Origin of the sequence: Mesobacillus thioparans, assembly GCF_965138835.1 — a bacterium.
Taxonomy (GTDB): domain Bacteria; phylum Bacillota; class Bacilli; order Bacillales; family Cytobacillaceae; genus Mesobacillus; species Mesobacillus thioparans.
In genome coordinates this window covers 90324-116664 of sequence record NZ_CBCSFH010000011.1, presented here as the reverse complement: position 1 = coordinate 116664, position 26341 = coordinate 90324, and the positions used below count along the sequence as shown (strand labels likewise).

Genomic DNA, 26341 nt, shown 5'->3' with positions numbered 1-26341 from the left:
TCGTAGGAGGCTGGAATATGAGCGAATCAAAAACTTGTCATCATCGTTTTTCGCTGCATGAAGAAAGGGTTGGATTCACCAATAATGATGGAGTCGACATATTCAACGCAGGTTCAAGGTTCCAAAAGAGCATCACTTGCGGTCACATTGAGTTACCTGTTGAACATAATGAAATGATCGAGACAAATCAAATTGAGAAAAGAAATAACCTATTCGCGCCCAAAAATATGTATGTGACTATGATGAGTCTTTAACCTTCCTGATGTCTACAAAAATTTAGAAACTATAACCGGCATAGCCGGTTTTTTTTATTGGGTTCGTTTTTTTGGAATAATAAAATCTAATAAAGTAATTAACAACATCTTCGTAGTCAAAACCTTTGGTTAAAAGAAAATATCATGTTAAAATATTAATGTAAACGTTTGATATCTGAATTATATTATTATTCTTCGATTTTACCGTTAAAAAAGGATACGACAGGGTAACAAATAATTAGCGCACTTTACGAAAAGCAAGGGGGTTATACGATGAAAAAACCTGTTACGGAATATCGAACAGGATGGCCGGGGTTTTATGGAGCTAATCAGGGATATGTGGAAGAATTATATGAATTGTACCTGCAGGACCCCAGTGCAGTAGATCCGGAAATCAGGGAATATTTTGAAACGAACTCTGACAAAAGAAAGAGTACAGATCAATTTGCTGACCAAAAGCCACCAGCTGCACAAATCTCTGGAAATCCTGCAAAAATCGCAGCTGCACTGAGATATGCAGATTATATACGTTCAAATGGCCATTTATCTGCCAATATTTATCCGTTACAATCAGGAAATGCAGAAAAGGTCCTGGATGGCCTGGAAAAATGGGGACTGACCGAAGATGACTTGAACAATATTCCTGTTGACCTAGTCTGTCCAAGTGCACCTCCTACTGTCAAAACCGGAAAAGAAGCATTTGATTATTTGCTAAAAGTATATTCCAGTACGATCGCGTATGAATTTGAACAAGTGAACCAAATCGATGAAAAAGAATGGTTAAGGAACAAAGTAGAATCTGGAACGCTGATTCCCAAGGTGGAAGCTGAAAGGAAAATCAGCTTATTTGAGCGCCTGGCAGAGGTCGAAAACTTTGAGAAATACCTGCACAGGACGTTTGTAGGGCAAAAGCGTTTCTCAATCGAAGGATTAGACACAATGGTGCCGCTTTTGGATGAAGTCATAGCCAGAGCAGTCAATAACGGAGTCGAGACCATCAATATCGGAATGGCCCACCGGGGAAGGCTTAATGTCCTTGCCCATGTTTTAGGTAAGCCGTATGAAATGATTTTTGCCGAATTCCAGCATGCTCCAAACAAGGAATTGGTTCCTTCTGAGGGCTCAATCGGGATCAATTTTGGCTGGACTGGAGATGTAAAGTATCACCTTGGTATTGATCGTAAAATCAAATCAGGTACTACCGCCAATGCAAGGTTGACACTGGCTAACAATCCAAGTCATCTTGAATTCGCCGGCGCTGTTGTTGAAGGATTTACACGGGCCGCGCAGGATGACCGGGATCTGCCAGGATATGCAAAATTTGATCCGGGTAAGGCCATGGCTCTCCTGATACATGGTGACGCGGCATTCCCGGGACAGGGAATTGTTGCGGAAACTTTGAATTTAAGCCGTTTGCAGGGATTCAAGACAGGCGGAACCGTTCATGTCATAGCAAACAACACGATCGGCTTTACAACTGAATCAATGGATTCAAGATCAACAAGGTATGCAAGTGACCTTGCAAAAGGATATGAAATACCAATCATCCACGTGAATGCCGATGACCCTGAAGCATGTTTGATGGCAGCAAGGCTGGCCTTTGAATACAGAAAGACGTTCGGCAAGGATTTCTTGATCGACCTGATTGGGTACCGACGCTTCGGCCATAATGAAATGGATGAACCAATGACTACCAATCCCGAGATGTATAAGCTTGTCCACAATCACCCAACAGTAAAGGAAATCTATGGGAAAAAGCTTGTATCCCAGGGTGTGTTCACAGATGAAAAACGGGCCGGAATCGAGGATAAAATAAATACAATCCTGAAAGAAGCCAACGAAAAAGTCCCGAAAGCAGAGAAAGAGGCTAAAAGAGAGCCGGATATCCCGGAAGTAGTGGAAATGGGCATTCCGAGGATCAATACAGGCGTGCCGGCAGAAACACTAATGAAAATAAACAGTGACCTCCTTAAATGGCCGGAAGGGTTCGATGTTTTCAATAAATTGGCAAAAATCCTACAGAGAAGGCAGGATGCATTTTCTGAAAACGGTAAAATCGATTGGGGTCTTGCCGAAACTCTGGCCTTTGCTTCGATTTTACAAGAAGGGACACCAGTCAGATTGACAGGACAGGATTCAGAACGCGGAACATTTGCGCAAAGGAACCTTGTGCTGCATGACAGCAATACAGGCGAACAATTTTCACCGCTCCATACCTTGCCGGATGCCAAGGCTTCTTTTTCCATCCATAACAGCCCTTTATCTGAAGCGGCAGTTGTCGGCTTTGAATATGGCTATAATGTTTTCGCCCCCGAGACACTTGTACTCTGGGAAGCTCAGTATGGAGATTTTGGGAATGCCGCCCAGGTCCTGTTTGATCAGTTTGTGGCAGCAGGAAGAGCGAAGTGGGGCCAGAAATCAGGTCTTGTGATGCTATTGCCTCATGGTTATGAAGGCCAGGGACCAGAGCATTCAAGCGGCAGGGTTGAGAGATTCTTAACTTTGGCTGCAGAAAATAACTGGACCGTCGCCAATCTTTCCTCTGCGGCACAATACTTCCATATCCTCAGGAGACAGGCAAAGATTTTAAGGGAGGAATCGGTGCGCCCTCTTGTCTTGATGACACCTAAGAGTCTGCTAAGGAACCCGCTGGTAGCAGCAGATCCATCGCAGCTGTTCGACGGAAGTTTTGAACCGATTTTCGAACAGCCTGGCCTTGGTTCCCAACCTGAAAAAGTGGAAAGGGTCGTATTATGTTCAGGAAAAGTGAGCATCGATATTTCAGAACAACTGAACAGTGAGGACAATGACTGGCTGCATGTCCTAAGAATCGAAGAAATCTATCCTTTCCCGCTGGATGAGCTAAAAGAAATATTTGGCCGCTATCCGAACTTAAAAGAAGTGGTTTGGGTACAGGAAGAACCTAAGAACATGGGTGCCTGGACCTTCGTTGAGCCGCGGATCAATGAAGCCGCTCCGAACGACATAAAAGTATCCTATATCGGGCGCAGAAGAAGATCAAGCCCAGCCGAGGGAGATCCTAATACCCATAAGCTGGAACAAGCGAGGATCATTCGCGATGCACTGACAAAGACAAATAGAGGAGGAAACGACGATGGCAGAAATTAAAGTTCCTGAACTAGCTGAATCAATCACCGAAGGAACGATTGCCCAGTGGCTTAAACAAAAGGGTGACCAAGTCCAAAAAGGTGAATATATCGTTGAACTGGAAACAGATAAAGTCAATGTTGAGATCATTTCCGATTATGATGGTGTCTTGACCGAGCTGCTTGCGGAAGAAGGCGATACTGTAAAGGTTGGGGAAGCCATTGCGGTTGTCGGTGAACAAGCTGGCGGAGATACCGGTGAACAGGCTGGTGCCCCAGAACAGGGAAAGGAAAAAGAATCACCTGATGAATCGGCTGAAAACAACGCAGCAACAGATCATCAACCTGTCAGCGAAAATCAACCTGCAGAAGAAGACAATCAAGGTCGGGTCATCGCTTCACCTGCTGCACGAAAACTGGCAAGAGAAAAGGGAATCAATTTAAATCAGGTATCTTCTCAAGATCCACTCGGAAGAGTCAGAAAGCAGGATGTTGAATCTTATACTCCTGAAAAACAAAAACCTGAAAACAACAAGCCTGCAAAAAACAGCGCGGAAAAAGCGTCATCAACAACAGCGGCCAATACAGACGATAGTCGATTTGAGCGCATCAAGATGTCAAGGAGACGGCAAACCATTGCCAACAGGCTGGTAGAGGTACAACAGAATGCAGCCATGCTTACTACCTTCAATGAAGTGGATATGACTGCCGTCATGGAATTAAGGAAGAAATGGAAGGACCGCTTCTTTGAGGAAAATGATGTGCGCCTTGGTTTCATGTCTTTCTTCACAAAAGCAGTTGTCGCTGCATTGAAAAAGACTCCATACCTGAATGCAGAAATCCAGGGTGACGAGATTGTCATTAAGAAGTTTTACGACATCGGCGTGGCTGTGGCTGCAGATGAAGGACTAGTCGTCCCGGTAATCAGGGATGCCGACAGGAAAAACTTTGCCGAGATTGAACGGGATATTAATGATCTCGCAGAAAAAGCGAGAACCAATAAGCTATCCCTGAAAGACCTTCAGGGCGGAAGCTTCACAATCACAAATGGCGGAGTGTTCGGATCATTGCTGTCCACACCAATCATCAATGGCCCGCAGGTAGGCATCCTGGGCATGCACACCATCCAGCTCCGTCCTGTCGCGATCGATAAGGAACGCATGGAAAACAGGCCAATGATGTACATCGCCTTATCCTACGACCACCGGATCGTCGATGGAAAAGAAGCAGTTACCTTCTTGAAGAACATCAAACAGCTAATGGAAGACCCAGAATCATTGCTGTTGCAGGGATAAGATTTGGAAAAGCACTGCCGGAGGGAATTCGGCAGTGTTTTTCATCTTTTAAAGTTACTCAGTGGTTGCTAGCAACTGATCTTGGGAACGATATGCAGCAATGTTTGTTAAGAAACCTAGGTTATTTTGACAGGTTTTGAGAGGGAAGGCCAAGAGCTGTCAAGAAACCCAGTTTATTTTGACAGGTTTGGAGAAGGAAGCCCAAAAGCTGTCAAGAAACTNATNTAATTCTGACAGGTTTGAAGGNGGAAGCCCAAAAGCTGTCAAGAAACNGATNTTATTTTGACAGGTTTGNANNAGNAAGCCCAAAAGCTGTCAAGAAACTNATGTTATTTTGACAAGTTTGCTAGAGGATGAGCCAAAGTTATCAAGAAGCCGATGTTATTATGACAGGTTTACAGGAAGAAGGACTCAAGCTGTCAAAATACCGAATTTTTTTAACAGCTTTAAAGATAAGCACCAACTCTCAATAATCATTCAAAATAGACGTCTTTTGTCTTCCCAACTGCATGGTAGTTCTTCTTCAAAACCCTCAAGAATGTCCTCTTACTCACCTTCCCATTACACCAATCAAAAACGTTTTGCGTGGTGATTTTCATTTCAGGAAAAAGCACTTTGATTTCATCAATATGCCGTAAAATTGCTTTCTCAATTCTTTCATGTGTTCCGCACTTTGCGCAAACGAGGTCGTAATGATTTATATCAGTATTTAATGACCCGCACTGCCGGCAATGCATTCCTTTTTCCAGTTGTTCATAATAGTACTGTGGGAAAGTGGAGAATGGGTTTTTAATGTGGTGCATGGATAGCAAGGTTTGTGCAAGTTTTTGGTGGCTTTCATCTAGTTTGGAGGGTGTGCTGTTCAGCTCTTTAAGGAACCTGTTTACTTGTGTGGGTAAGATGATTGGTTGGTCCTTCGGGGCCTGATAAAGGGTGAATTCAGGGTTGACGAAGATGACGGATGCACGGACTAAGTGGTTCAACTTGATGTTTTGGAGCAGCTGACGGAAAAGTGTTTCGCTTCGTTTCAATTGGATAACAGGATTTTTTCGCTCACGTCCATTATTTGCGGAATACAATTTGTCACTCTCGTAATAATAATCTCCTTCGTGATACTTGACATCATTTAGGAAAACGCCATCTTTTGCGATGATGACTTTATCGAGCTGGAAGTATGAGTTATTCACCTGGAGAAGCAGGTCATCTAGGATATATCTTTCCTCAATCAGGTTCTCAGTCATTCTGTCGAAGATCACTTCTCCCGTAAAGCCTTTTTCCAGAGTCGACAGCCTGTACTTTTCGTTTGGATGCAGATCCATTCTTTTGTCTAAATACCGTAATGCGATTAATTCAATTGGCTCGGTACGTGCTTTTAGTAGCATAGTCCACTTCCTTTCTATAAATCCATTTTAAGCTATACATGCAGAGAGATTTGTGAATTTTTTGTTAACAAATAAAAGCCGCCCCACTGCCATTCAGGCAGCGAAGCGGCGATGTCGCTAAGGTTCTTTTCGTTTTTTTAGTATTTCATCAATAAGTAAATCTGCAAAAACCAAGGTTTTGTGCGATTTTCCAGTTTTCGTTTTCCAAATGTTTCATCTCATTTGTCAGTTTCCGCCATAAACCAAAAGCACCGATTGTAATCAAAATACTTTTCGTTGTTCAGACTTACACTCCATTAGCAAAGCAGTCCGGAATCCTTTTGTTCTTCCATAACTCTGTTTTTCTTGTCGAGATACGGTTTAACGGTTTTTGAATGGCCTAAGTCCTCTTTTCGAAATTTCAGTTTTTAAAATCTTTGCCCATTCTTTATCACTTTCCGACTTTAATGCATCACGATACGAGACCACCAGTTGTTCATTGCTCATAATTTTCATTTGCATTCCTCCTCGGTAAGAATGGATTGAATTTTCAAACTATATTGTATAGTTTCATTCATTGTAAAGGTTTATTAAGGATTTGAAAACCCATTATGAAGATTTTTTTTTAGTAAATTTTTCATGTTAATGGCCGGCTGAATCTGCCGGATTGTTAAAACACCATTTGCACAATAGTAAACAAAAAAAGCTTGCATTTTTATTTTTAACGATATATTATATACCCGTAAGGGTATCTGATGGGGATCAGATACGACATATCTTTTTACACAGGGAGGATTTTAAAATGGGTATGCAAGCAATCACTGCTGAAAATTTAAATGAATGGGTAGTAAGCAAAAAAGAATTTTTCATTTTTGATGTAAGGAATGTAAAAGACTTCGAGGACTGGAAGGTAGAGGGCGAGAAGATTGATTATCTCAATATTCCTTACTTTGAATTGATTGATGGTGTGGAAGAGGTTGTTGACCAGCTTCCTAAAGATAAAGATATCGTGGTCATCTGCGCTAAGGAAGGCTCTTCCGTCATGGTTGCTGAGATGCTATCTGATGCAGGTTTTGATGTATCATACCTTGCGGGCGGGATGAAGTCATGGAGCGAATATTTATATCCGGTTGAAGTGTATAAGGATAATGAAATCAAGGTTCTTCAGTTCATCCGTGTAGGGAAAGGCTGCCTGTCATACATGGTCCTTTCTGAAAATGAGGCACTTGTTGTGGATCCATCAAGGTTCACTAACCGCTACATTGAAGTGGCAAAAAAAGAAAACGTGAAAATCACTCATATCGTCGATTCTCATCTTCATGCAGACCACCTATCTGGCGGCAAGGAGCTTGCGGAAGCAACTGGAGCAAAATATTACTTAATGAAGAGTGAAGGCGCGGTATTTGACTTTGAAGCGCTGGAGCAGCATGATAAAATTGAATTCGAGAACATTACACTAGAAGTGTTGGCTGTCAAGACGCCAGGGCATACCCCTGGTAGTGTTTCTTTCTTTGTGAATAATAAACTCCTATTCTCAGGAGATACTATCTTTGTGAATGGCCTTGGCCGTCCGGATCTTGGCGGAAAAGCTGCTGAGTGGGCAAAAGACCTGTATGATACTGTGTACAGCAAAGTTTCGCAAATTGCCGATGACGTGATAGTTTTGCCAGGACACTACGCAGCCTTTGATGACGAAGTAAATGCGGAAGGCTTCATCGGCAGCCAGCTAGGCTTAATCCGTAAGCAAAATGAAATCATGGCAGGCAAGACTGTCGAAGAGTTTGTCGACCATGTCGCACAATCTGCATCAAGCGAGACACCGCCAAACTTTGAAGACATCGTCGCAATCAACCGCGGTGTGAAAGAAGTGACAGCAGACGAAGCGATGGAGCTGGAAATCGGACCTAACCGCTGCGCTGTGCACCACACGCATTAAAAAATAAAAGAGGAGAGCACTGCTTTCCTCTTTTTACTGGTTTATGCCATTACGTATGTGAGGTGAGCATTTTTGGAAGAAGAAAAAAATAAAACGGATCAGTGTGCAGGCGGTTCCTGAGGAATCGGACCAAAGCGTACAGGTGATGAAGGACAGGGGAAGTTTTCCGGCTTTCCTCCTATATGACCAGGTACGTTCTTATGGCTCCTGGCAGGAGTCATTTATTTGATTTCTAAATTATTTTGAGCCTCCCTCTACAGTTTGGGAGGATACATAAAGCTGTAATTGATTTGGGGAGGGATAGGTATGTTGGATGTTTTAGTGGTCGGCGGCGGAATTTCAGGTGGTTCTGCAGCCATTTACACTGCCCAAGGAGGCTTGAACACCGTGGTCATTGATTCTGGAAAATCCCAGATCAAGCAGGTATCAAAAGTGTTCAATTATCCGGGAATCAAAGAAGTCAGCGGACCAGAGCTGCTTGAAAACATCAAGGAACAAGCTGTTGCTGCGGGGACAGAATGGTTTGAAGGAACAGTAGAATCTGTTGAAATGAAAGAAAGTGCCTACGAAGTGTCAATGTCAGACGGCAGGAAGCTGTATACAAAATATCTGGTGATCGCTACCAATCTCCAGACATCCATTCTCGAGAGCCTTGGCTTTGAGCTTGCTGTAAATGAGAAAGTACCCAGCGGCAAAATAAAAAAGGTGCTTGGCATTGGTCTGGACGGAAAAACACATCTTTCCAATTTATATATCACCAGCTTGCTGGCGGGTTTGTCCAGCCAATCAGTCATCGCTTCTGGACATGGCGCCTCTGTTGGCATTTCAATTGTATCGGCAGAGACAGGTAAATCCTATATGTGGCATGACAAATGAGAAAACAGTGGGAATCTCACTGTTTTTTATTTTTTTAATAAAAAGGAAGGAATATTTTTCAAAAATATTGAATATTCAAACTTGAGTGATATAGTAAGTAGTAAACGCTTACATAATTTTACTTGAGGAGGTTCAAAGATGGGGAATTTGCTGCCTTATACGGTAGGGGAGTTATTAGAGGTTCAGGCTAAAAGGTATCCGGAACATGAAGCTGTAGTTTATGCAGACAGGAATCTTAGGATGAATTACAACGAATTTAATGAGCTATGCAGGAAAGCTGCAAGGGGATTGATGAAACTGGGAGTGAAAAAAGGAGAGCATATCGCTGCCTGGTCTTCCAATACTCCAGAGTGGGTGGTTTCACAGTTTGCTACAGGCAAAATGGGAGCAGTACTGGTAACCGTCAATACGAACTATCGGACAGCTGAATTGGAATATTTGCTAAGACAGTCAGATTCAACAACAATCATCCTTATGGAACAGTTCAAGGATGCGTCTTACATTGATATGGTTTATGAGATTGTTCCTGAATTGAAAATGAGTGAACCTGGAAAGCTTGAAAGCTCCAAACTGCCATTCTTAAAGAATGTAATTGTAATGGGTGAAAAACGTTTCCCTGGGACGTTCAGATGGCAGGATATTCTGGACATGGCCGATGGTGTGTCTGAGGATGAACTGGATAAGCGGATGGTTACGTTAAAACAGAGTGAAGTCATCAATATGCAGTACACTTCGGGCACGACAGGTTTCCCAAAGGGTGTCATGCTTACCCACAGTAATATTGTAAACAATGCATATAATGTAGCTTCTGCTATGAAGCTGACGGATGAGGACAGGCTGTGCATCCCGGTCCCTTTTTTTCACTGCTTTGGCTGCGTGATGGGTACACTTGCCTGCGCGACTGTCGGGGCAACAATGGTTCCTGTCCAGGAATTCAGTCCCAAAGCAGTCCTGGAAACGGTCGAAAAAGAAAAGTGTACCGCGCTTCATGGAGTCCCTACAATGTTCATTGCCGAATTGAATGATCCTGAATTTGAAAAATATGATCTTTCATCGTTGAGGACGGGCATAATGGCTGGTTCGAATTGTCCGATTGAAGTGATGAAAGCTGTGAATGAAAAAATGGGTGCTTCGGAAATCACGATTGCCTATGGGCAGACAGAATCCTCGCCGGTCATCACGCAGACCAGAACGAATGATCCACTCGAACTAAGGGTTGAAACAGTCGGAAAAGCACTTCCGGAGGTTGAAGTCAAGATTGTCAAACCAGGCACGATGGAGGAGGTACCGCGCGGAGTCCAGGGTGAATTATGCACACGGGGCTACCATGTCATGGATGGTTACTATAAAAATCCTGATGCAACCAGGGAGGCGATCGATGAACAAGGCTGGCTGCACACTGGTGATCTTGCAGTAATGGATGAAAACGGCTATTGTCGCGTGACTGGCAGATTAAAAGATATGATCATCAGGGGAGGGGAAAACATCTACCCACGTGAAATCGAAGAATTCCTATACAGCCATCCTAAAGTGCTTGATGTCCAGGTGGTTGGTATTCCGGATAGTGTCTATGGCGAGGAAGTGATGGCATGGATCATCATGAAAGAAGGTGAGACGGCTACAGCAGATGAAATCAAAGAATACTGCAAAGGCAAAATCTCAAAACACAAGATCCCGAGATATATTGAGTTCACTGAAAGCTACCCAATGACGGCATCGGGTAAAATCCAGAAATTCAAGCTCAGAGAACAAGCTATGGAAGCAGTGGAACAGCTCAAAAGAGTATAAATGTGCAAGGATGGAATGAAAGCATTCCATCCTTTTCTATCTGTTAATAAAAATATGTACAATTTTCCAATCAAAGATTAAAATCATATAGCAAGAAATTTTTGGAGGTAAACGATGCTGATAACCGATAATGTGAAAAATACTAACAACCTGACATATACGATCAGGTCTGCTGTCGAGGGAGACGCACTGGCATTATCTGAATTAAGGCTGCAAATAGATGGTGAGACTGAAAACCTTGATCGTGAACCAGGTGAAGCCTTTATTGATTCAGAAGGCTTCCGCTCACTGATAAAAGCTGATTCAGAGAGTGAGAGAAATCTATTTTTAGTGGCGGAAACGAATGGAAGACTAGTCGGTTTTTCCAGATGTGAAGGCACTGATTTGAAAAGGTTCAGGCATAAAGTTGAATTCGGTGTGGGCGTTATAAAAGAATACTGGGGCTGCGGAATTGGCAAGCAGCTTTTGCAGCAATCGATATCTTGGGCTGATGAAAATGGGATTAAAAAAATGACTTTGAATGTGATGGAAGCAAACGAAAGTGCAAGGAAACTCTATGAAAAACTTGGCTTCGAAGTCGAAGGGATTTTAAGAAATGACAAGCAGCTAGCTGACGGAAAATATTATAATATGCTGGTAATGGGCCGTCTGAATATTTAAAGGTAAAAATCGAATTGTTAAAGTTAGCAAATAATAAATGCGAATTTACGAAATTCACAACATCTTTTTGAACATTTTGTTACAACTAGGATGGTGATATATTAATTAATACCATTACTCCCTATAATATAGTGTATACACTCGTACCTGGACCTTCAGGGATGAGATTTTGGGGGTATGGTCGCATGAAATGGCTTTTGGTATTATTGCTGACGACCGTAAGTGTTTTATTTTTATTTAAAGGAATCGAACTGTGGTCGGTCATTAACCATGTGGATGGAGATGGAATCAGCGTAAGCTTTTTGGGAATGGATATAAATGATCACGTATTGAATGAAAGTATATCTGGCTATGCAATAGGGTTTACAGTCGCATCGCTCATTCCTTTCCTGGTTGCGGCAAATATTGCGCTCAGAGCTAAAATAAAAAAGAATATAGATCCAAAGAACGTTTAAAGTAGCCTGGCTTAAATTAAAAGCTGGGCTTATTTTTTTCTGAATGCAGGAATACGTTACTTTCCGAAAAGGAAAGGGAATGATAGGAACAGTATATTGAATGGAGGAAGACAGTATGTGTGGACGGTTTTCATTGTTTGAAGATATTGAAACATTGAGGGAACAATTTCAATTCGAATTCGCGAAGGACATAGATGCCCGATATAATATTGCTCCCGGTCAGGAAATTCTGACAGTGGTCAATCAGGATGATCATAGGGTGGGGTCGAGGATGAGATGGGGACTGATCCCTTTCTGGGCAGATGATGAAAAAATTGGTTACAGAATGATCAATGCGCGCGCTGAGACTGTCGACGAGAAAGCGAGTTTTAAGCAGGCATTGAAGCAGAGGCGTTGTCTGATTCTGGCTGATGGTTTTTACGAATGGAAAAAAGAAGGAAAGCAAAAACAGCCATACCGTTTTGGGATGAAAAATAAAAAGCCCTTTGCATTTGCAGGGCTGTGGGAAAGCTGGAATAAAGGCGGAAAAAGTATTACATCCTGCACGATCATCACGACAAGTCCGAATGAAGTTACTGAAAAGGTACATGACAGAATGCCTGTCATTCTTCCGGAAAACAGAATTGGAATGTGGCTTGACCGTTCGGTAGAAAACGCAGACGAACTAAAAAAACTTTTAGTCCCTTTCGAGGCAGGGCAGATGGAGTCTTTTGCGGTTTCCACTGAAATCAACTCGGCAAAGAATGAAGGAGAACAACTGATTGCACCACTAAACAGTCTGTAGTTGCTACAATCGTCAAGCTAGTTCTAGGGCTAAAAAATGAATAATATACAAATATCCTTACTGTATATGAAAATCCGGAAAACTTGTTGTTGATCTCGAGATGATCTTACGACGAGATCCGTATAAAAATAAGAATACTTTTCCTTTTTTTGCAGGATGTTTAATACAAGTCTTAATGGTGGTATAGATATGCACAGCCAAACACCAAGATGAAAAAGCATCCTGGAAAGAGGGGTTAACATGAATGGATTTACCAAAACTGATTTTTATGAACTGATTTATAAGAATGAACGACTATCTTTCTTACAATATATTCGAAAAGATATCATTTGTGATGTTTGTTATATAACGCTGAAAAATGTGATTACAGGTGAAACCATGACATTCGATAAATCGGAAATACGCGGACTGCGCATCGCTGGGGACGAAGCGAATGCCAGCTGAGTATTGCCTTTTGGATCAACTTTTCCTTATACTATATAATATGAAATTCAATTAAGGGAAGTGGCATTAGATGATCCATACAAACTGGGATGAACGTGAAACGATCAAGAAACTCAAATGCGTTCATACGAATGCAAAAAAATACATCGTCGATCAAAAGCTGACAGCAGGAAAAATTTATGATGTAAAAAACGAAACGGAAGAGTTTTATTTTATCGTTGATAATTCCGGTAAAGTTGGCGGATATTATAAAGAATATTTTGAAGAAGAGAAGTAAGATAATGACTGCCCGGGATACTGGGCAGTTTTTATTTTGTAAACCTATGAGCTCGCGAAAACTTTAAAAATAGCACTCCTTAATCATATTCTTGAATGATATGATTAATAAAAACAGGATGTTAGGGAGTGGGTAAGATGGACGATAAGCTACCACTGGAAGGAGAAACAGTAAGGCTGATTATTATGGAGCGTGACCAGCTCGATGAATTATGGGAAGCGGGCAAGAATCAATCAATCTGGGAATTTACAGCATCGAAGATCCAAAGCAAGGAAGAGATGAAAAGGGTCATTGAAGCTGCGGTAACGGAAACAGCTAAAGGGACTCAAATTCCATTCGCGGTCGTCGAGAAAAAAACAGGTAAAATCATTGGCAGCTCTAGATACCTCGATTTCTCCATGGCAAATAAATCATTGGAAATAGGATGGACCTGGTATAATCCGGATTATTGGAGAACAAGGGTGAATACAGAAACCAAATTCCTGATGCTTCAGTATGCTTTCGAAAAGGTGGATATGAATAGGGTGCAGTTTTGCACAGATTCCAGGAATGTCCGTTCCCAAAAAGCAATTTCCCGACTCGGTGCAAAAAAAGAGGGAGTACTGCGGAAACACAGGATTATTTCCGATGGTTATGTAAGAGATACTGTGGTTTTCAGTATCATTAAGGAAGAGTGGGAAGGCCTGAAGCCTTTGCTGCGGGACAAAATGAAATAAATGGCATGACATCGAAATGCCGCCAGTCTATCAAAAAGACAAAAAAGCAGCCAAGTGCTTTTTTGTCTTTTTATTGTGTTAGGCAAGTTCTCTTTTTTTCCTGTATAGCTCTGCAAGCTTCTGGTCGAGCTCATTGTAACCGGGCTCATCCTTTGTCATGTAGGAGAGCCTGCCGATAATGGCATTGATTTCATTCTGGAGTACCATCATTTGTTCTGCTTTTTCCTTATCGCGATTCTTGCGGGTGTTTGCCTCATTATACTCCCGCATGCCGAATTCCTTTCTGGTTATTTTTCCATTTTCAATCACTAACAGTTTTTCACTGATCTTCTCAAGGAAATAAACATCATGTGAAACAACCAGGATCGAGCCTACAAAATCCAGTAATGTTTTTTCAAGGCTCTCCCTGCTCGCAAGGTCGAGATGATTGGTCGGTTCATCGAGGATCAGCAAATCGAGTTCCTCAAGGAGCATCATGACAAGCTTCACTCTTGTTCTCTCTCCAAGGCTCAATTGTCCGATAGGGACAGTAAGCTTTTCTTCGTTAAGACCAATATTGGCAAAAATCGTTCTCGCTCTGCCAATCGCTTCTCTGTCTGTCAGGCCTGTGTATTCTATTGCGGTTTTTTCAGCAGGAAGGTCAGTGACGTCCTGGCTTAGATAGCCAATCTTAAGGGATTCACTAAGCCAAACGTCACCTGATGAAGCTTTTTCTTGACCAAGCAATATTTTCATCATGGTTGTTTTACCGCTCCCATTTTGCCCGATCAGTCCCATTTTTTCTCCATGATTCATATAAAAATGACTTTCATCAAATAAACAGCGTTGGCCAAAGCACTTTGAAAGGGAAGCTGCTTCGATAATCCGTTTACCGCGTTTGCGCGTTTCCTGGAATTCAAATCTTACCCTGGATTCCTCTTTTGGCTGTTTTATTTCATTCTTTTCAAGCTCCTGGTTCAAACGTTTCATCTTGGATTTGATCTGGTTGTCCATCTTCTTCGCTTTCACCCGATGGTATTCCTTATAGCCAATCTGCCTTCTTTCTGATGCTGAGCCTTGTTTCGTGGAATCCCGGTGTGCTTTATCAGACCAGTTCTTAAGATTGGCCATTTGCTGATGGATCTGCTGTTTATGCTTTTGCTGCAGTTCGTATTGATGCAGCTGAACCTGATACAATCTTTCTTTTTCCAGTCGGTACGCTGAATAATTGCCAGTGAATGATCTGGTGATGCCATCTTCAATTTCTATGATCTCTGTAACGATTTTATCCAGGAAATATCGGTCGTGTGAAATGATCACAATCGCCCCTTTAAAAGCTTTTAATTCCTCTATCAGCCATTCAACGCCCTGGAGGTCAAGGTGATTTGTCGGCTCATCGAGTATGAGCAGTTCCGGCCTGCTGGCCCAGACACGTGCAAGCGAAAGCTTCAGTTTTTCACCGCCGCTTAGATTGTTCCAATCTTCGTTGAACAAATCGGCTTCCTTTGTGAGTCCTAATTGGCTTGAGTGATGGAAAAGGCCATTTTCTGCCAGGGTATATGCATCTTCATATTCATGGACTGATTGCTCTGTAGATTGTTTTAAATAACCGATCTTCACCGTTCCGTTAAACATTTCAATCGTCCCATTATCAGCGGGGATTTCACCGTTGATAATATTGGCCAGCGTTGTTTTGCCGGAACCATTACTGCCTACCAGGCCGATCCGGCTGTCTTGCTTTATATCAAATTCCGCTTTCTGGATTACTTGTTTTTCATTGAAGCTTTTCTGAATTCCTCTTATTTTCATGATTGCCATAGGAATATTCCACCTTTCGTTATGTGACTATTGATTGAAGGTGAGTATTTTATCCATTAAAAAAACCTCCCAGTGTCCTGGAAGGTTCTGCTTGGCATTCTAACCAGATTTAAAACGTCATGAATAGGCATGGCAGCCCGGGGAGGCTACATGCTTTGAATGGACGTATAAATCGATTGGGAATGGCAAATGGGCAGACTAATGCTATCTCCAGGCACGCGTTTTTTCGTATTAGAAAAATCGGGCAGAAAATAAGATTAGTATTTCATCGGCTCTTTACCATTCCCTTCGGATTTCATTAAGTAAAAGTATAACTCCATAAATCCACAGGTGTCAACCATAATATTCCACTTCTCAGGTGAGGATACAATTTCATAAGAAAAGCCCGGGAAAGTCAATCCCGGGCCGTTCAAAGTTTAAAGCTGATGTTCAACTTTTATGGTATTTTCTTTTTTTTCGTAGATCTTTCTTCCAAGGAGTGTTTGCAGGATCAGGAAGGTTCCGCCTATCGTCCAGTAAAGGGGAAGGGCGGATGGCGCGTTTAATGAGAACATCACGATCATAACTGGTGACATGAGTCCCATTAGTTTCATTTGCTTTTGCTGATCTTCGGTAACATTTGACATTGATACCTTAAACTGCAGGTAATAGATGATTCCGGCTGCTGCAGTGATCCATATATCCGAATGCCCGAGATTGAACCAAAGGAAAGTGTGGCTGGCTATTTCGGAAGATCCGCGGATAGCGTAGTATAATCCCATCAAAATCGGCATCTGGATAAGCATTGGCAGACAGCCGACAGATAGCGGGTTCACTCCGTGTTTTTGGTATAGGCCCATCATTTCCTGTTGCAGTTTCCGCTGTTCAGCTGGATCCTTAGTTTGTTTAATTTTTTTCTGGATTTCATCCATTTCGGGCTTGAGTATTTGCATCTTGTCCTTCATATTCTGCTGATTCTTATACTGTTTGAGCATAAGCGGCATAAGGGTCAGTCTTATGAGCATAGTGATCAGGATGATCGCAATCCCATAGCTTCCACCTGTTATGCTTGCAAAGAAATGAATCAGCCAGGTAAATGGATTGATGAATGTTGTCTGGAAAAAGGAACCTTCGCTAGTCATAGCCTGGCATCCTGTTAATAGTGTTGGTATCAGAAGTACCATAAAGATGGTGAATCGATTTTTCATTATTCTCCTCCTAATGTTCTAGTTTTTCACTTTAGGAGAAAAATGCTGTCTTCATCACCTGGATCAATCTTTATTTTTATCCGTTTAAGAAGCAGGAGCTGAAATCTTGTTCCAAGGTCAGCTTTATTTTTAAAAGCTTTTTCAGAAACGGATGGCTTAAGTCTGATCTGCAGAAAACATGATTCGATATAAGAGGTGTCACGCATGGCCCATAAGACGGACATCGACATGCTGATTAGCAAAGTTAAATAAACACTATACATTGCTGTCGTTTCTATCGATTGAGCGTAAATTTCCATTAGCATGCCATCACCTCTTTTCTTTCATTAATCAAGTATATTTTAAATTAACGCTTTTAACAATCTGTATATATACGTTTTTAATTGGAAAAAGTTCCGTTTTCCATATACTGGAGGTTTCAAGGGTTAAAGGAGTGGCTAATTATAAAGAACAAACTTGCCAATTCGAAAGGGGCAGCCAAAATGACAAAAGTATATGGATTAATGGTAAACACAGGTGACGCTGACGAAATGCTGTGGGACCATGGCGTGTGGGAAACAGAAGAAGCAGCAAATGAATATATTGAAAATGAAATGTCCGCGATCAGTGGTATATGGGTTGGTGAACTGAAGGTGAATGACGCCATCCCGGAAGCAGCTGAAGAGTTGGAGGCAGATATGGTAGAGTGCAACTTATGCGGAATTGAATATAATCCTGAAGACGTCAATACCGAGGATTACGACGTAGCCGTCTGCCTTTACTGCGAGCCCGGTTATAAAGAAAACATGAATATAGCATAAGCTAAAAAGCCGTGGTATATCCATGGCTTTTCTTTTTCCTAGTGAATTAAACAAAAAAGTTTTTATAAGGAGTCGAATAGGGGAAATTAAGAATAGTAACAAAGAATTGGAGTGAGCGTATTGGAAGAAGTGAATCTGCATGAAATTTTCCGGACCGGATTCTTTTTGATTTTACTTGCAGCGGGGATTACGGCAATAGCAAAGAAGGTTAAACAACCTTATCCTATTGCGCTTGTCATCGTCGGGGCTTTGATTGGCTTGTTGAATATCCCTTTGCTTGAACCGTTGAAGATGTTCATTACAGAAGGTGAAATTTTCAACTTCGTCATTATTACTCTATTTCTCCCGGCACTGCTGGGGGAAGCGGCACTGAAGCTGCCATTTTCCCACTTGAAGGAAAATAAAAAGCCGATCCTGGCATTGGCATTTGGCGGTACATTACTGTCTTTTCTCTTTATAGGTTTCACTGCTCACTATTTCCTTGGACTTTCTCTGCCTGCTGCATTTGTGTTTGGAGCGCTGATGAGTGCAACCGACCCGGTAAGCGTCCTATCGATTTTCAAAAGCGTGGGTGTGAAAAAGCGGCTGGCAGTCGTAATTGAAGGAGAAAGCCTGTTCAATGACGGGCTGGCTGTAGTCCTTTTCAAGATTTCAGCCTTTTCATTGATTACATACCTGGATGCCGGATGGTCTGGTCTTGGCATGGGCCTATGGGATTTTATCAGGGTAGTATCCTTAGGATTGATTGTCGGAGGTGCACTGGGCTATGGATTCTCTCTATTGACGAAGTATTTTGATGATTATCCTTTGGAGATTATATTCAGTATCCTCTTATTTTACGGATCTTTTTTGATAGCAGAAAGCATGCATGCTTCTGGTGTTATTGCAGTGGTAATCGCAGCGTTGATTTTTGGGAATTTCGGTTCCAAGATTGGGATGAGCCCGACTACTAAACTGAACATCAACAATTTTTGGGATGTTGCTGCCCTCTTGGCGAATTCAATTGTCTTTCTGATGATAGGGCTGGAAATAACCAGGATCGACATGCAGGATAAATGGGGACTGATTTTCCTTGCGATTATCATTGTTCTTATAGCCCGCAGTGCAGCCGTATATGCCAGCATGTCTGTCATAAGAGATTTCAGTCTGAAGTGGAAACATATTTTGAATTGGGGAGGACTGAAGGGTTCACTGTCCATCGCACTAGTCTTGAGTCTGCCAAGGGACTTCCAGGGGAGGGAGGAACTATTGATCCTGGCATTCAGCGTGGTGCTCTTTTCCCTTGTCGTTCAAGGTTTGACGATTAAGCCTCTCATATCTTTCCTGGGAATCAACAAAAAAGAGGAAGTATATTTTGAATATGAACAGCTGCTTTCAAAAATTCATAGATATGAGACAGCTATAAAAGAAATGAGGGAAGCAAAAGGGAGATATTACCTGACTAAGACGATTACGGACGAGTATGTCCAGAAATATCAACAGAAGCTGGAAATAGCCATTGCTGAAATGGAAGAATTGTATCGTAGGAAACCGGAACTGAAGGAAAAGCAAACTGAAACATTGAGAAAAGTTATTTTCTATGCGGAACATGAAGCTGTTGATAAGCTGTCAAAGGAAGAAATCATTTCCTCGGAGACAGCAGAAAAAGAGCGGAAAGAGTTGACCGAGGCTTTAGTGGAATTGTCCCATGAAAAAGAAGAAGGCTGACTGTCATGTCGGCCTTTTCTTGTAGAATCTGTATCCAATATGTCAATGTATCCATGATTCAGAGAATGATTAAATTAAAAAACAAGCAGGAAAGAGTCCTGCTATCATTTTAAGTTTGTCTTGGCTGTTAATAGTCTATAGGCATTCTCCACTTCGTCTTCTGATGGAGGTTCGACATCTTTAAGTGGATACTCGAGGCCTAAGGCTTCCCATTTATAAACGCCAAGCTTATGATAAGGCAATACTTCAAGTTTTTGCACATTTTCCAGCGTGCCGATAAACTCCCCTAATTCGGAGAGGTCCTTAATCTCATTAGTGATACCTGGAACAAGGACATGGCGGATCCAGATCGGTACTTGATGATCCGATAAAAAGCGGGCGAAATCCAAGATATGATCATTTGCCATACCTGTCAGTTTGATGTGTTTTTTTCTATTGATATGTTTTAAATCTAATAGGATCAGGTCAGTGTAATGCAAAAGTTCGGCAAGCTGCTCCTGAAAAAGGGGAGCGGTTGAGTAACAGCCTCCAGAAGAATCGATGGTAGTGTGCACTCCTAGCTTTTTGCACTCTTTGAAGAGTTCCGTAATGAAAGAAATCTGTAAGAGCGGTTCACCGCCGCTCACTGTGATTCCGCCACCAGAAGCATCAATGAAAGGCAGATAAGACTTCAAATCATCAATGATTTCGGAAACAGACATTTGTTTGCCAGTGCCAATTTCCCACGTATCTGCGTTATGGCAAAACTGGCAGCGCAGCAGGCACCCCTGCGTGAAGATAACATAGCGGATTCCGGGCCCGTCTACAGTTCCAAAGGTTTCGATAGAATGAATGTTTCCGTTCATGATGATTTCCCCTTTCTTTAAAACAGGAGTTTCCGCCACAGGGGAGGGAACTCCTGGTTCTGTACACAAACTTATTTACATTGTTTCATGGAAGGTACGGTTAATGACATCCATCTGCTGTTCGCGTGTCAGCTTGATGAAGTTCACTGCGTATCCAGAAACACGGATTGTCAACTGAGGGTATTCTTCTGGGTGCTCCATTGCATTTAATAGAGTTTCCCTGTTGAATACGTTGACGTTCAGGTGATGTCCATCCTTGATCGCATATCCGTCAAGGATGGATACAAGGTTGTTTGTTCTGCTGTCTTCATCTTTTCCAAGTGCTTTAGGAACAATGGAGAAAGTGTTAGAGATACCATCCAGCGCGTAGCTATAAGGCAGTTTTGCTACTGATGAAAGGGAAGCGAGTGTTCCCTTTGTATCGCGTCCGTGCATTGGATTGGCACCTGGTGCGAACGGTTCGCCTGCGCGGCGTCCATCTGGTGTGTTGCCAGTCTTCTTGCCATAAACAACGTTTGAAGTAATGGTCAGGATCGACATGGTATGGACAGAGTTGCGATATGTCGGATGCTTGCGCAGTTTTGTCATGAAGTTTTTCACGAGTTCAACTGCGATGCTGTCAACACGATCATCATTGTTTCCATACTTAGGGAAGTCGCCTTCAGTTTCAAAATCAACTGCAATGCCGTTTTCGTCACGGATTACTTTTACCTTTGCATGCTTGATTGCGCTCAATGAATCCGCTACTACGCTTAAGCCTGCGATTCCAGTTGCCATCGTGCGAAGGACTTCAGTGTCATGCAGCGCCATTTCAATCCGTTCGTAGCTGTATTTATCATGCATATAGTGAATGACATTGAGAGTGTTGATGTAAAGGCCGGCAAGCCATTCCATTACATTATCGAATTTAGCCATTACTTCTTTGTAGTCAAGTACATCGGAAGTAATCGGGCTTAATGCTGGAGCCACTTGGACCTTCAGCTTTTCGTCAACACCGCCATTGATAGCATATAGCAATGCTTTTGCCAGGTTTGCACGTGCTCCGAAGAATTGCATCTGCTTGCCGATTTCCATCGCTGACACGCAGCAGGCGATTCCGTAGTCATCGCCATATTCACAGCGCATTAAATCGTCGTTTTCATACTGGATTGAACTTGTTTTAATGGACATTTCAGCACAGTATCTCTTGAAGTTCTCTGGCAGGGCAGGGGACCATAACACGGTCAGGTTAGGCTCCGGTGCAGGACCAAGATTATCAAGAGTGTGAAGGAATCGGAAAGAGTTTTTCGTTACAAGTGACTGCCCGCTATGAGCCATTCCCCCGATTGATTCTGTCACCCAGGTAGGGTCCCCGCTGAATAACTCGTTGTAATCAGGTGTGCGTGCGAATTTCACAAGACGGAGTTTCATGACGAAATGGTCGACAAGCTCCTGTGCCTCTTGTTCAGTCAGGGTTCCATCTTGAAGGTCGCGTTCAATATAGATATCCAGGAAGGTCGCGACGCGTCCAAGGCTCATTGCTGCACCATTCTGTTCTTTTATTGCTGCAAGATATGCAAAGTAGACCCATTGGAAAGCTTCTGCAGCATTTGTTGCTGGTTTGGAAATATCATAGCCATAGCTCTGAGCAAGCTGCTTCAATTCATTCAATGAACGATATTGCTCCGAGATTTCTTCTCTCAGTCGCATAGTGTCCTCAGTCATAACGCTGCTTGTCGTTCCATGGTCCTTCTTCTTTTGCTCCATCAGGAAGTCGACACCATAAAGAGCTACACGACGGTAGTCACCGATGATCCGGCCGCGGCCATAAGCATCTGGCAAGCCAGTAATGATGCCGGCTTTACGGGCCTGGATCATTTCTTTTGTATAGACATCGAAAACACCCTGGTTATGTGTTTTACGGAAGTCTGTGAAAATCTTTTCTACTTCTTTATCCAATTCATAACCATATGCCTCGCACGCGGCCTTAGCCATTCTAATTCCGCCAAAAGGCTGCATTGAGCGTTTGAATGGCTGATCAGTCTGGAAACCTACAACCTTTTCTTTAGATTTGTCAAGATAGCCAGGGCCATGTGAAGTGATGGTGGATACCACTTTAGTATCCATATCAAGAATCCCGCCGTTTTCGCGCTCCTGCTTTGTCAATTCCATTACTTGCTGCCATAATTGGAGTGTTTCTTCTGTGGCAGCCTCCAGGAAGCTTGAGTCCCCGGTATATTCAGAGAAATTATTCAGGATAAAATCGCGTACATTGATTTCTTCTTGCCAAGCGCCGTTTTTAAAGCCTTTCCATTGTTCCATTTTGGTTCACCTCTAAAGTGGATGTTTGTATAACAGTTATCACACTATTATCATACTACGGATATAACAGAATGAGTGTGACATATTTGTGAAATTATGAACAAGGCAAATGAATATTGAGTTTATTTGGTTCTATTCTTGGGTATTTAAAAAACTGTACTATAATTATATTTTGTTTTGAGAAGTCTGTTATATAAAAATCTTTATGTACTTAATGCTAACAGGAAATGTTTCCACTGTGTTCGTAGTGATTTGTATGTTTTGTGTCAATTGTTATTTTCAATGGGAAAGCAACTTCCAATTAAAAGAAAGAACAGGGATCGGCTCCCTGCTCTCGGATATAGTTCAATCCACCACGATATAAGCTATCATCGGCCCATTGTGTTCTGCTGAAGGATGGGTAAGACAGATCATCCTGTATGTTCCTTCCTTGTCAAATTGCAAAGGCACAACGGTTTCCTCGCCTTTTTTGACAACTCCCTTGATTTCTGTTCCTTCAATGATGAAAGGATGCTCTTTGCCGTTCACACCAAGGATTTTCAGGCTGACCTTTTCTCCTTTTTCCACGAAAATGGTACCTGGGTCCCAGCGGTATGCTTCAATTTCTTTGCCGTCATCGGTTTTCGATTTGAATTCTCCTGTCACCAGGTGTATTTCCCTGATTTGTTCATTCTGTCCGCCAATCGCTGGAGTGGCATCAGGCTTAAGGTTCATCCAAATCGAGCCAACGATGGCAAGGAAGACAATGAGGCCAATTAAATATAAAGCCCTTCTTTTAAGTACAAAGAAATGCATGTTTTCACCTCCTTATGATCTCTTTAAATATCTATGCTCGTCCCTATGTTGAACTTGTCTAATTTTTTTTTGGATTTTCTTTTGAATAGATTATCTGCCCAACAACAGACTATTAACTAGGCTATTATGAGAAAACAGTTTGGGAAAGTGAAGGTGGAAATGATGTACCGTTTATTTACACATAATGATTTGGATGGAGTGGCATGCGGGATTTTATTCCGGCTTGCATTCGGGGAAAAAGCGGATATCCGCTATAATTCTGTGTCTGAATTGAATTTTCAGATGGAAAAATACTTTGAGAGAATGAATGAGCGCATGAAAAAGGAAGACCATCTATACATAACCGATCTTTCCGTAAACCAAGAAATTACCGAAAGGATCAATCGTTTCGTGTCAGAAGGAGGGAAGGCCAATCTGATTGACCATCATAAAACGGCACTGCATTTTAACGACTATAGCTGGGGATTTGTAAAAGTGGAAGATGAATCGGGATCCCTTACAAGTGCTGCTTCGTTAGTGTATGAGTATCTGATAAGCAACGAGCACTTGGCTCAAAGAGGAGCACTTGATGAGTTTGTTGAGCTGGTGCGCCAGTATGATACTTGGGAGTGGGATATTCATCAGAATTTCAAAGCGAAGAATCTTAATGATTTATTTTTCATGGTTTCGATAGAAGATTTTGAAGAACGTATGATATCCAGGCTGCAAACAGGTGATGAGTTTGAATTCGATGAATTTGAACAGAAGTTACTGGAAATGGAAGAAGATAAAATCCAACGTTATATTAGGAGGAAGAAAAGGGAAATCATCCAAATGGAACATGATGGATTGTTTGGAGGCGTCGTCCACGCCGAATCCTATCATTCTGAGCTGGGGAATGAACTGGGGAAGGAGTTTCCACAGCTGGATTATATTGCGATCCTTAATGTTGGAGGCAGGAAAATCAGTTTCAGGACGATTCATGATCATGTGGACGTATCTGCTTTGGCTGGGAAATTTGGAGGCGGGGGACACGCGAAGGCTTCTGGATGTACATTGAATGGGGAGGCTTATAAACGTTATATTGACCAGGTGTTTCCTCTTGAACCGATCAAACAGGACGCATTCAAAAATACCTATAACATAAAGGATTCTAGAAATGGCTGTCTCTATGAGAATAGGGATAGGGACCTGTTTTTCATCTTTAAGGATGGAACCCGCTATTTTATAAAGCTAGAGCAGAAGGAAAAACTGGGGCCGTATAATGATTTCCCAGAAGCTGAACGTTTCTTGAAAAGGAATTATGGGGCAGCACTTGCCAGGGATGAAGTATATATTGGATACCTTGAAAATATAGTCTATAATCAAAGTCTGTTTTCCTGAAATTTTAATCCGGCTACCAAGATAACCTGCTTCTAATTTTTACTGTTATAAAAAGCTGATTCATAGTAAAACAGCAAGAGGGTGTCCTAAAAGGTATCAACTTTTGGACACCCTCTTTTTTAAGTTAGCTTCTAAAATTAGTCCGTTGATTTCCGTTCCAGGCGCTTCGCTTTCCGCGAGGCTGTCGCTGAGTCTCCTCATCGCTTCGTTCTTGCGGGGTCTCACCTGACCAGCTGCGCCCGCAGGAGTCTACGCGCCTTCCACTCCAATCAACTCAGGTTTCTAAATTCATTTTTTTTACTTTCCCAATGTTTCCTTCTATTCCATTTGGGTTAAAAAATAATAACACTGCCCCATTACAAGCTGGTTTCTGGTAAAATGATTGAAGAATTTATATCTGGATGTGTTATGGATGAGAAATTTTTTGGCGCTTTCCATTGTGCTTCTGATTAGCATGTATTCTTTTTCGAGTTTTGTCCATGCGGAAGAAGGTGTTCCTGATTTAACTTCTGACGCCGCAATTCTGATGGATACACAGTCAGGTGCCATCTTGTTTGGAAAGAATGAAGAGAAGAGGATGTATCCTGCAAGTCTTACAAAGATTGCCACAGCTATTTATGCGATCGAAACTGCAAATTTGAATGATCAGGTAGTCGTTAGTGAAAAAGTCAATGAAATCGAAGGAACCAGAGTGTATCTGAATCCTGGTGAACAAGTGACCTTAAAGAAGCTGATCCAGGGGATGCTGATCAATTCGGGAAACGATGCAGCACTGGCGATTGCCATTCATCTCGATGGGACCATGGAGAACTACTCCAAAAGCATAAATGAATACCTGGAAAATGAAGTCGGAGTAAAGGACACTCATTTTGTCAATCCCCACGGCTTATTTGACGAGAATCATTATACCACGGCAAAGGATCTCGCTCTAATTCTGAACTACGCGATGAAAAACGAAAACTTCAGAGAAATCTTCGGTACTAAGGAACTAAAGTGGGAAGGTGAGTCATGGAGTACAAAGCTTCTTTCCCACCACAGGATGTTAAAGGGTGAAATTCCTTATGAAGGTGTGACTGGCGGGAAGACGGGTTTTGTCGACCAATCCAAACAAACGCTGGCGACGACGGCAGAAAACGGCCAATTGAAACTGACTGCTATTTTATTGAAATCGGAATTTAAAAGGCAGATATATAAGGATACGATCAAATTATTTGATTATGGCTTTGCCGGTTTTAAGTCGGCACAAATCAGAAAAGGTGAAACTTTCACAAGCGGAGAGCTGAAGTATAAAGCGAGTGAGGACCTGTTCGTGACTGAGCCAGTTGAAAATGGCAAGAGAGTAGTCAACGATGACGGAATATTGAATATAAAGAGTGAAAATGACAGTACCGTTCAATCGATTGAATTGGTGCCATTGATTGAAAAGAAACCAGAAGTGAAAAAAACCACTCAGGAGCCCAAGCAAAGTGGATTGGTTTCTGCCAATGCCATTTTCGGAGGCGTTTTGATTGCAGCCGCCATACTATGGCTCATGAACAGAAAGCAAAAGAAAAACAGGAGATTTCGAAGCAGGTAATAAGCCTGCTTTTTTTCG

General features: G+C 42.1%; 24 protein-coding genes. 16 read left to right on the top strand and 8 right to left on the bottom strand.

Annotated features, from left to right (window positions below; all coding sequences use genetic code 11):
• Nucleotides 1–17: 17 nt before the first annotated feature.
• The 3 genes from ACNAZ4_RS17365 to odhB all read left to right on the top strand — a co-directional run bounded on the left by ACNAZ4_RS17365 (nucleotide 18) and on the right by odhB (nucleotide 4656).
• Nucleotides 18–254: a hypothetical protein gene (locus ACNAZ4_RS17365; RefSeq protein WP_415816395.1), complete on the top strand. Its 237-nt coding sequence runs from the start codon at nucleotides 18–20 to the stop codon at nucleotides 252–254.
• Nucleotides 255–527: 273 nt separating this feature from the next.
• Nucleotides 528–3383 carry a 2-oxoglutarate dehydrogenase E1 component gene (gene sucA, locus ACNAZ4_RS17360; protein ID WP_415816393.1) on the top strand — a complete coding sequence of 952 codons (2856 nt, stop codon included), beginning with the start codon at nucleotides 528–530 and terminating at the stop codon, nucleotides 3381–3383.
• Nucleotides 3370–4656: a 2-oxoglutarate dehydrogenase complex dihydrolipoyllysine-residue succinyltransferase gene (gene odhB, locus ACNAZ4_RS17355; RefSeq protein ID WP_415816391.1), complete on the top strand. Its 1287-nt coding sequence runs from the start codon at nucleotides 3370–3372 to the stop codon at nucleotides 4654–4656. Before sucA ends, odhB begins: the two co-directional genes overlap by 14 nt.
• Before the next feature lie 473 nt (nucleotides 4657–5129).
• On the opposite strand, the gene ACNAZ4_RS17350 is transcribed toward odhB, so the two are convergent.
• A complete protein-coding gene (locus ACNAZ4_RS17350; RefSeq protein ID WP_415816389.1) occupies nucleotides 5130–6038 on the bottom strand; it encodes a nuclease-related domain-containing protein in 909 nt (302 codons plus the stop codon).
• A 360-nt stretch (nucleotides 6039–6398) separates the two neighbouring features.
• The gene (gene sda / locus ACNAZ4_RS17345) at nucleotides 6399–6533 is read right to left on the bottom strand and encodes a sporulation histidine kinase inhibitor Sda (RefSeq protein WP_415816387.1); all 135 of its coding nucleotides are present in this window, start codon (nucleotides 6531–6533) and stop codon (nucleotides 6399–6401) included.
• A gap of 286 nt (nucleotides 6534–6819) precedes the next feature.
• On the opposite strand from sda, the gene ACNAZ4_RS17340 reads away from it, so the two are divergent.
• The 9 genes from ACNAZ4_RS17340 (at nucleotide 6820) to ACNAZ4_RS17300 (ending at nucleotide 13953) form a co-directional block, all read left to right on the top strand.
• Nucleotides 6820–7953: an MBL fold metallo-hydrolase gene (locus ACNAZ4_RS17340; RefSeq protein WP_415816385.1), complete on the top strand. Its 1134-nt coding sequence runs from the start codon at nucleotides 6820–6822 to the stop codon at nucleotides 7951–7953.
• Nucleotides 7954–8259: 306 nt separating this feature from the next.
• Entirely contained in the window at nucleotides 8260–8829 is a 570-nt protein-coding gene (locus tag ACNAZ4_RS17335; protein ID WP_415816383.1) for an FAD-dependent oxidoreductase, read from the top strand.
• Nucleotides 8830–8967: 138 nt separating this feature from the next.
• On the top strand, nucleotides 8968–10617 hold the full coding sequence (locus tag ACNAZ4_RS17330; protein WP_415816381.1) for an AMP-binding protein: 1650 nt from the start codon (nucleotides 8968–8970) through the stop codon (nucleotides 10615–10617).
• 114 nt (nucleotides 10618–10731) lie between these two features.
• Entirely contained in the window at nucleotides 10732–11277 is a 546-nt protein-coding gene (locus ACNAZ4_RS17325; protein ID WP_415816379.1) for a GNAT family N-acetyltransferase, read from the top strand.
• A 185-nt stretch (nucleotides 11278–11462) separates the two neighbouring features.
• The gene (locus tag ACNAZ4_RS17320; protein ID WP_415816377.1) at nucleotides 11463–11732 is read left to right on the top strand and encodes a hypothetical protein; all 270 of its coding nucleotides are present in this window, start codon (nucleotides 11463–11465) and stop codon (nucleotides 11730–11732) included.
• A 115-nt stretch (nucleotides 11733–11847) separates the two neighbouring features.
• Nucleotides 11848–12516, top strand: coding sequence for an SOS response-associated peptidase (locus ACNAZ4_RS17315; protein ID WP_415816375.1), 669 nt, complete (start codon nucleotides 11848–11850; stop codon nucleotides 12514–12516).
• Nucleotides 12517–12756: 240 nt separating this feature from the next.
• The gene (locus ACNAZ4_RS17310) at nucleotides 12757–12960 is read left to right on the top strand and encodes a hypothetical protein (RefSeq protein ID WP_415816373.1); all 204 of its coding nucleotides are present in this window, start codon (nucleotides 12757–12759) and stop codon (nucleotides 12958–12960) included.
• Between the two features lie 70 nt (nucleotides 12961–13030).
• A complete protein-coding gene (locus ACNAZ4_RS17305) occupies nucleotides 13031–13237 on the top strand; it encodes a DUF6501 family protein (RefSeq protein ID WP_415816371.1) in 207 nt (68 codons plus the stop codon).
• A 137-nt stretch (nucleotides 13238–13374) separates the two neighbouring features.
• A complete protein-coding gene (locus ACNAZ4_RS17300) occupies nucleotides 13375–13953 on the top strand; it encodes a GNAT family N-acetyltransferase (protein WP_415816369.1) in 579 nt (192 codons plus the stop codon).
• Between the two features lie 78 nt (nucleotides 13954–14031).
• On the opposite strand, the gene abc-f is transcribed toward ACNAZ4_RS17300, so the two are convergent.
• The 3 genes from abc-f to ACNAZ4_RS17285 form a co-directional block, all read right to left on the bottom strand.
• Nucleotides 14032–15750: a ribosomal protection-like ABC-F family protein gene (abc-f, locus tag ACNAZ4_RS17295; RefSeq protein WP_415816367.1), complete on the bottom strand. Its 1719-nt coding sequence runs from the start codon at nucleotides 15748–15750 to the stop codon at nucleotides 14032–14034.
• Nucleotides 15751–16166: 416 nt separating this feature from the next.
• Complete coding sequence (gene yidC / locus ACNAZ4_RS17290) at nucleotides 16167–16937, bottom strand: membrane protein insertase YidC (RefSeq protein WP_415816365.1); 771 nt, start codon at nucleotides 16935–16937, stop codon at nucleotides 16167–16169.
• A 26-nt stretch (nucleotides 16938–16963) separates the two neighbouring features.
• A complete protein-coding gene (locus ACNAZ4_RS17285) occupies nucleotides 16964–17242 on the bottom strand; it encodes a hypothetical protein (RefSeq protein WP_415816363.1) in 279 nt (92 codons plus the stop codon).
• A gap of 177 nt (nucleotides 17243–17419) precedes the next feature.
• On the opposite strand from ACNAZ4_RS17285, the gene ACNAZ4_RS17280 reads away from it, so the two are divergent.
• Nucleotides 17420–17737 (top strand): hypothetical protein, encoded by a 318-nt coding sequence (locus ACNAZ4_RS17280; RefSeq protein WP_415816361.1) that lies wholly within the window; start codon nucleotides 17420–17422, stop codon nucleotides 17735–17737.
• A gap of 120 nt (nucleotides 17738–17857) precedes the next feature.
• Nucleotides 17858–19444, top strand: coding sequence for a cation:proton antiporter (locus tag ACNAZ4_RS17275; RefSeq protein WP_415816359.1), 1587 nt, complete (start codon nucleotides 17858–17860; stop codon nucleotides 19442–19444).
• 104 nt (nucleotides 19445–19548) lie between these two features.
• Here the strand turns inward: ACNAZ4_RS17275 and pflA are convergent, their stop codons facing one another.
• The 3 genes from pflA to ACNAZ4_RS17260 all read right to left on the bottom strand — a co-directional run bounded on the left by pflA (nucleotide 19549) and on the right by ACNAZ4_RS17260 (nucleotide 23304).
• Nucleotides 19549–20289: a pyruvate formate-lyase-activating protein gene (pflA, locus tag ACNAZ4_RS17270; RefSeq protein WP_415816357.1), complete on the bottom strand. Its 741-nt coding sequence runs from the start codon at nucleotides 20287–20289 to the stop codon at nucleotides 19549–19551.
• A 75-nt stretch (nucleotides 20290–20364) separates the two neighbouring features.
• On the bottom strand, nucleotides 20365–22590 hold the full coding sequence (gene pflB, locus ACNAZ4_RS17265) for a formate C-acetyltransferase (protein WP_415816355.1): 2226 nt from the start codon (nucleotides 22588–22590) through the stop codon (nucleotides 20365–20367).
• Between the two features lie 345 nt (nucleotides 22591–22935).
• Nucleotides 22936–23304: a cupredoxin domain-containing protein gene (locus tag ACNAZ4_RS17260; protein ID WP_415816494.1), complete on the bottom strand. Its 369-nt coding sequence runs from the start codon at nucleotides 23302–23304 to the stop codon at nucleotides 22936–22938.
• Nucleotides 23305–23547: 243 nt separating this feature from the next.
• Here ACNAZ4_RS17260 and ACNAZ4_RS17255 point away from each other — a divergent pair, with 243 nt between their 5' ends.
• Nucleotides 23548–24747, top strand: coding sequence for a DHH family phosphoesterase (locus ACNAZ4_RS17255; protein WP_415816353.1), 1200 nt, complete (start codon nucleotides 23548–23550; stop codon nucleotides 24745–24747).
• Nucleotides 24748–25159: 412 nt separating this feature from the next.
• The gene (locus ACNAZ4_RS17250; RefSeq protein WP_415816351.1) at nucleotides 25160–26323 is read left to right on the top strand and encodes a D-alanyl-D-alanine carboxypeptidase family protein; all 1164 of its coding nucleotides are present in this window, start codon (nucleotides 25160–25162) and stop codon (nucleotides 26321–26323) included.
• Nucleotides 26324–26341 lie beyond the last annotated feature (18 nt).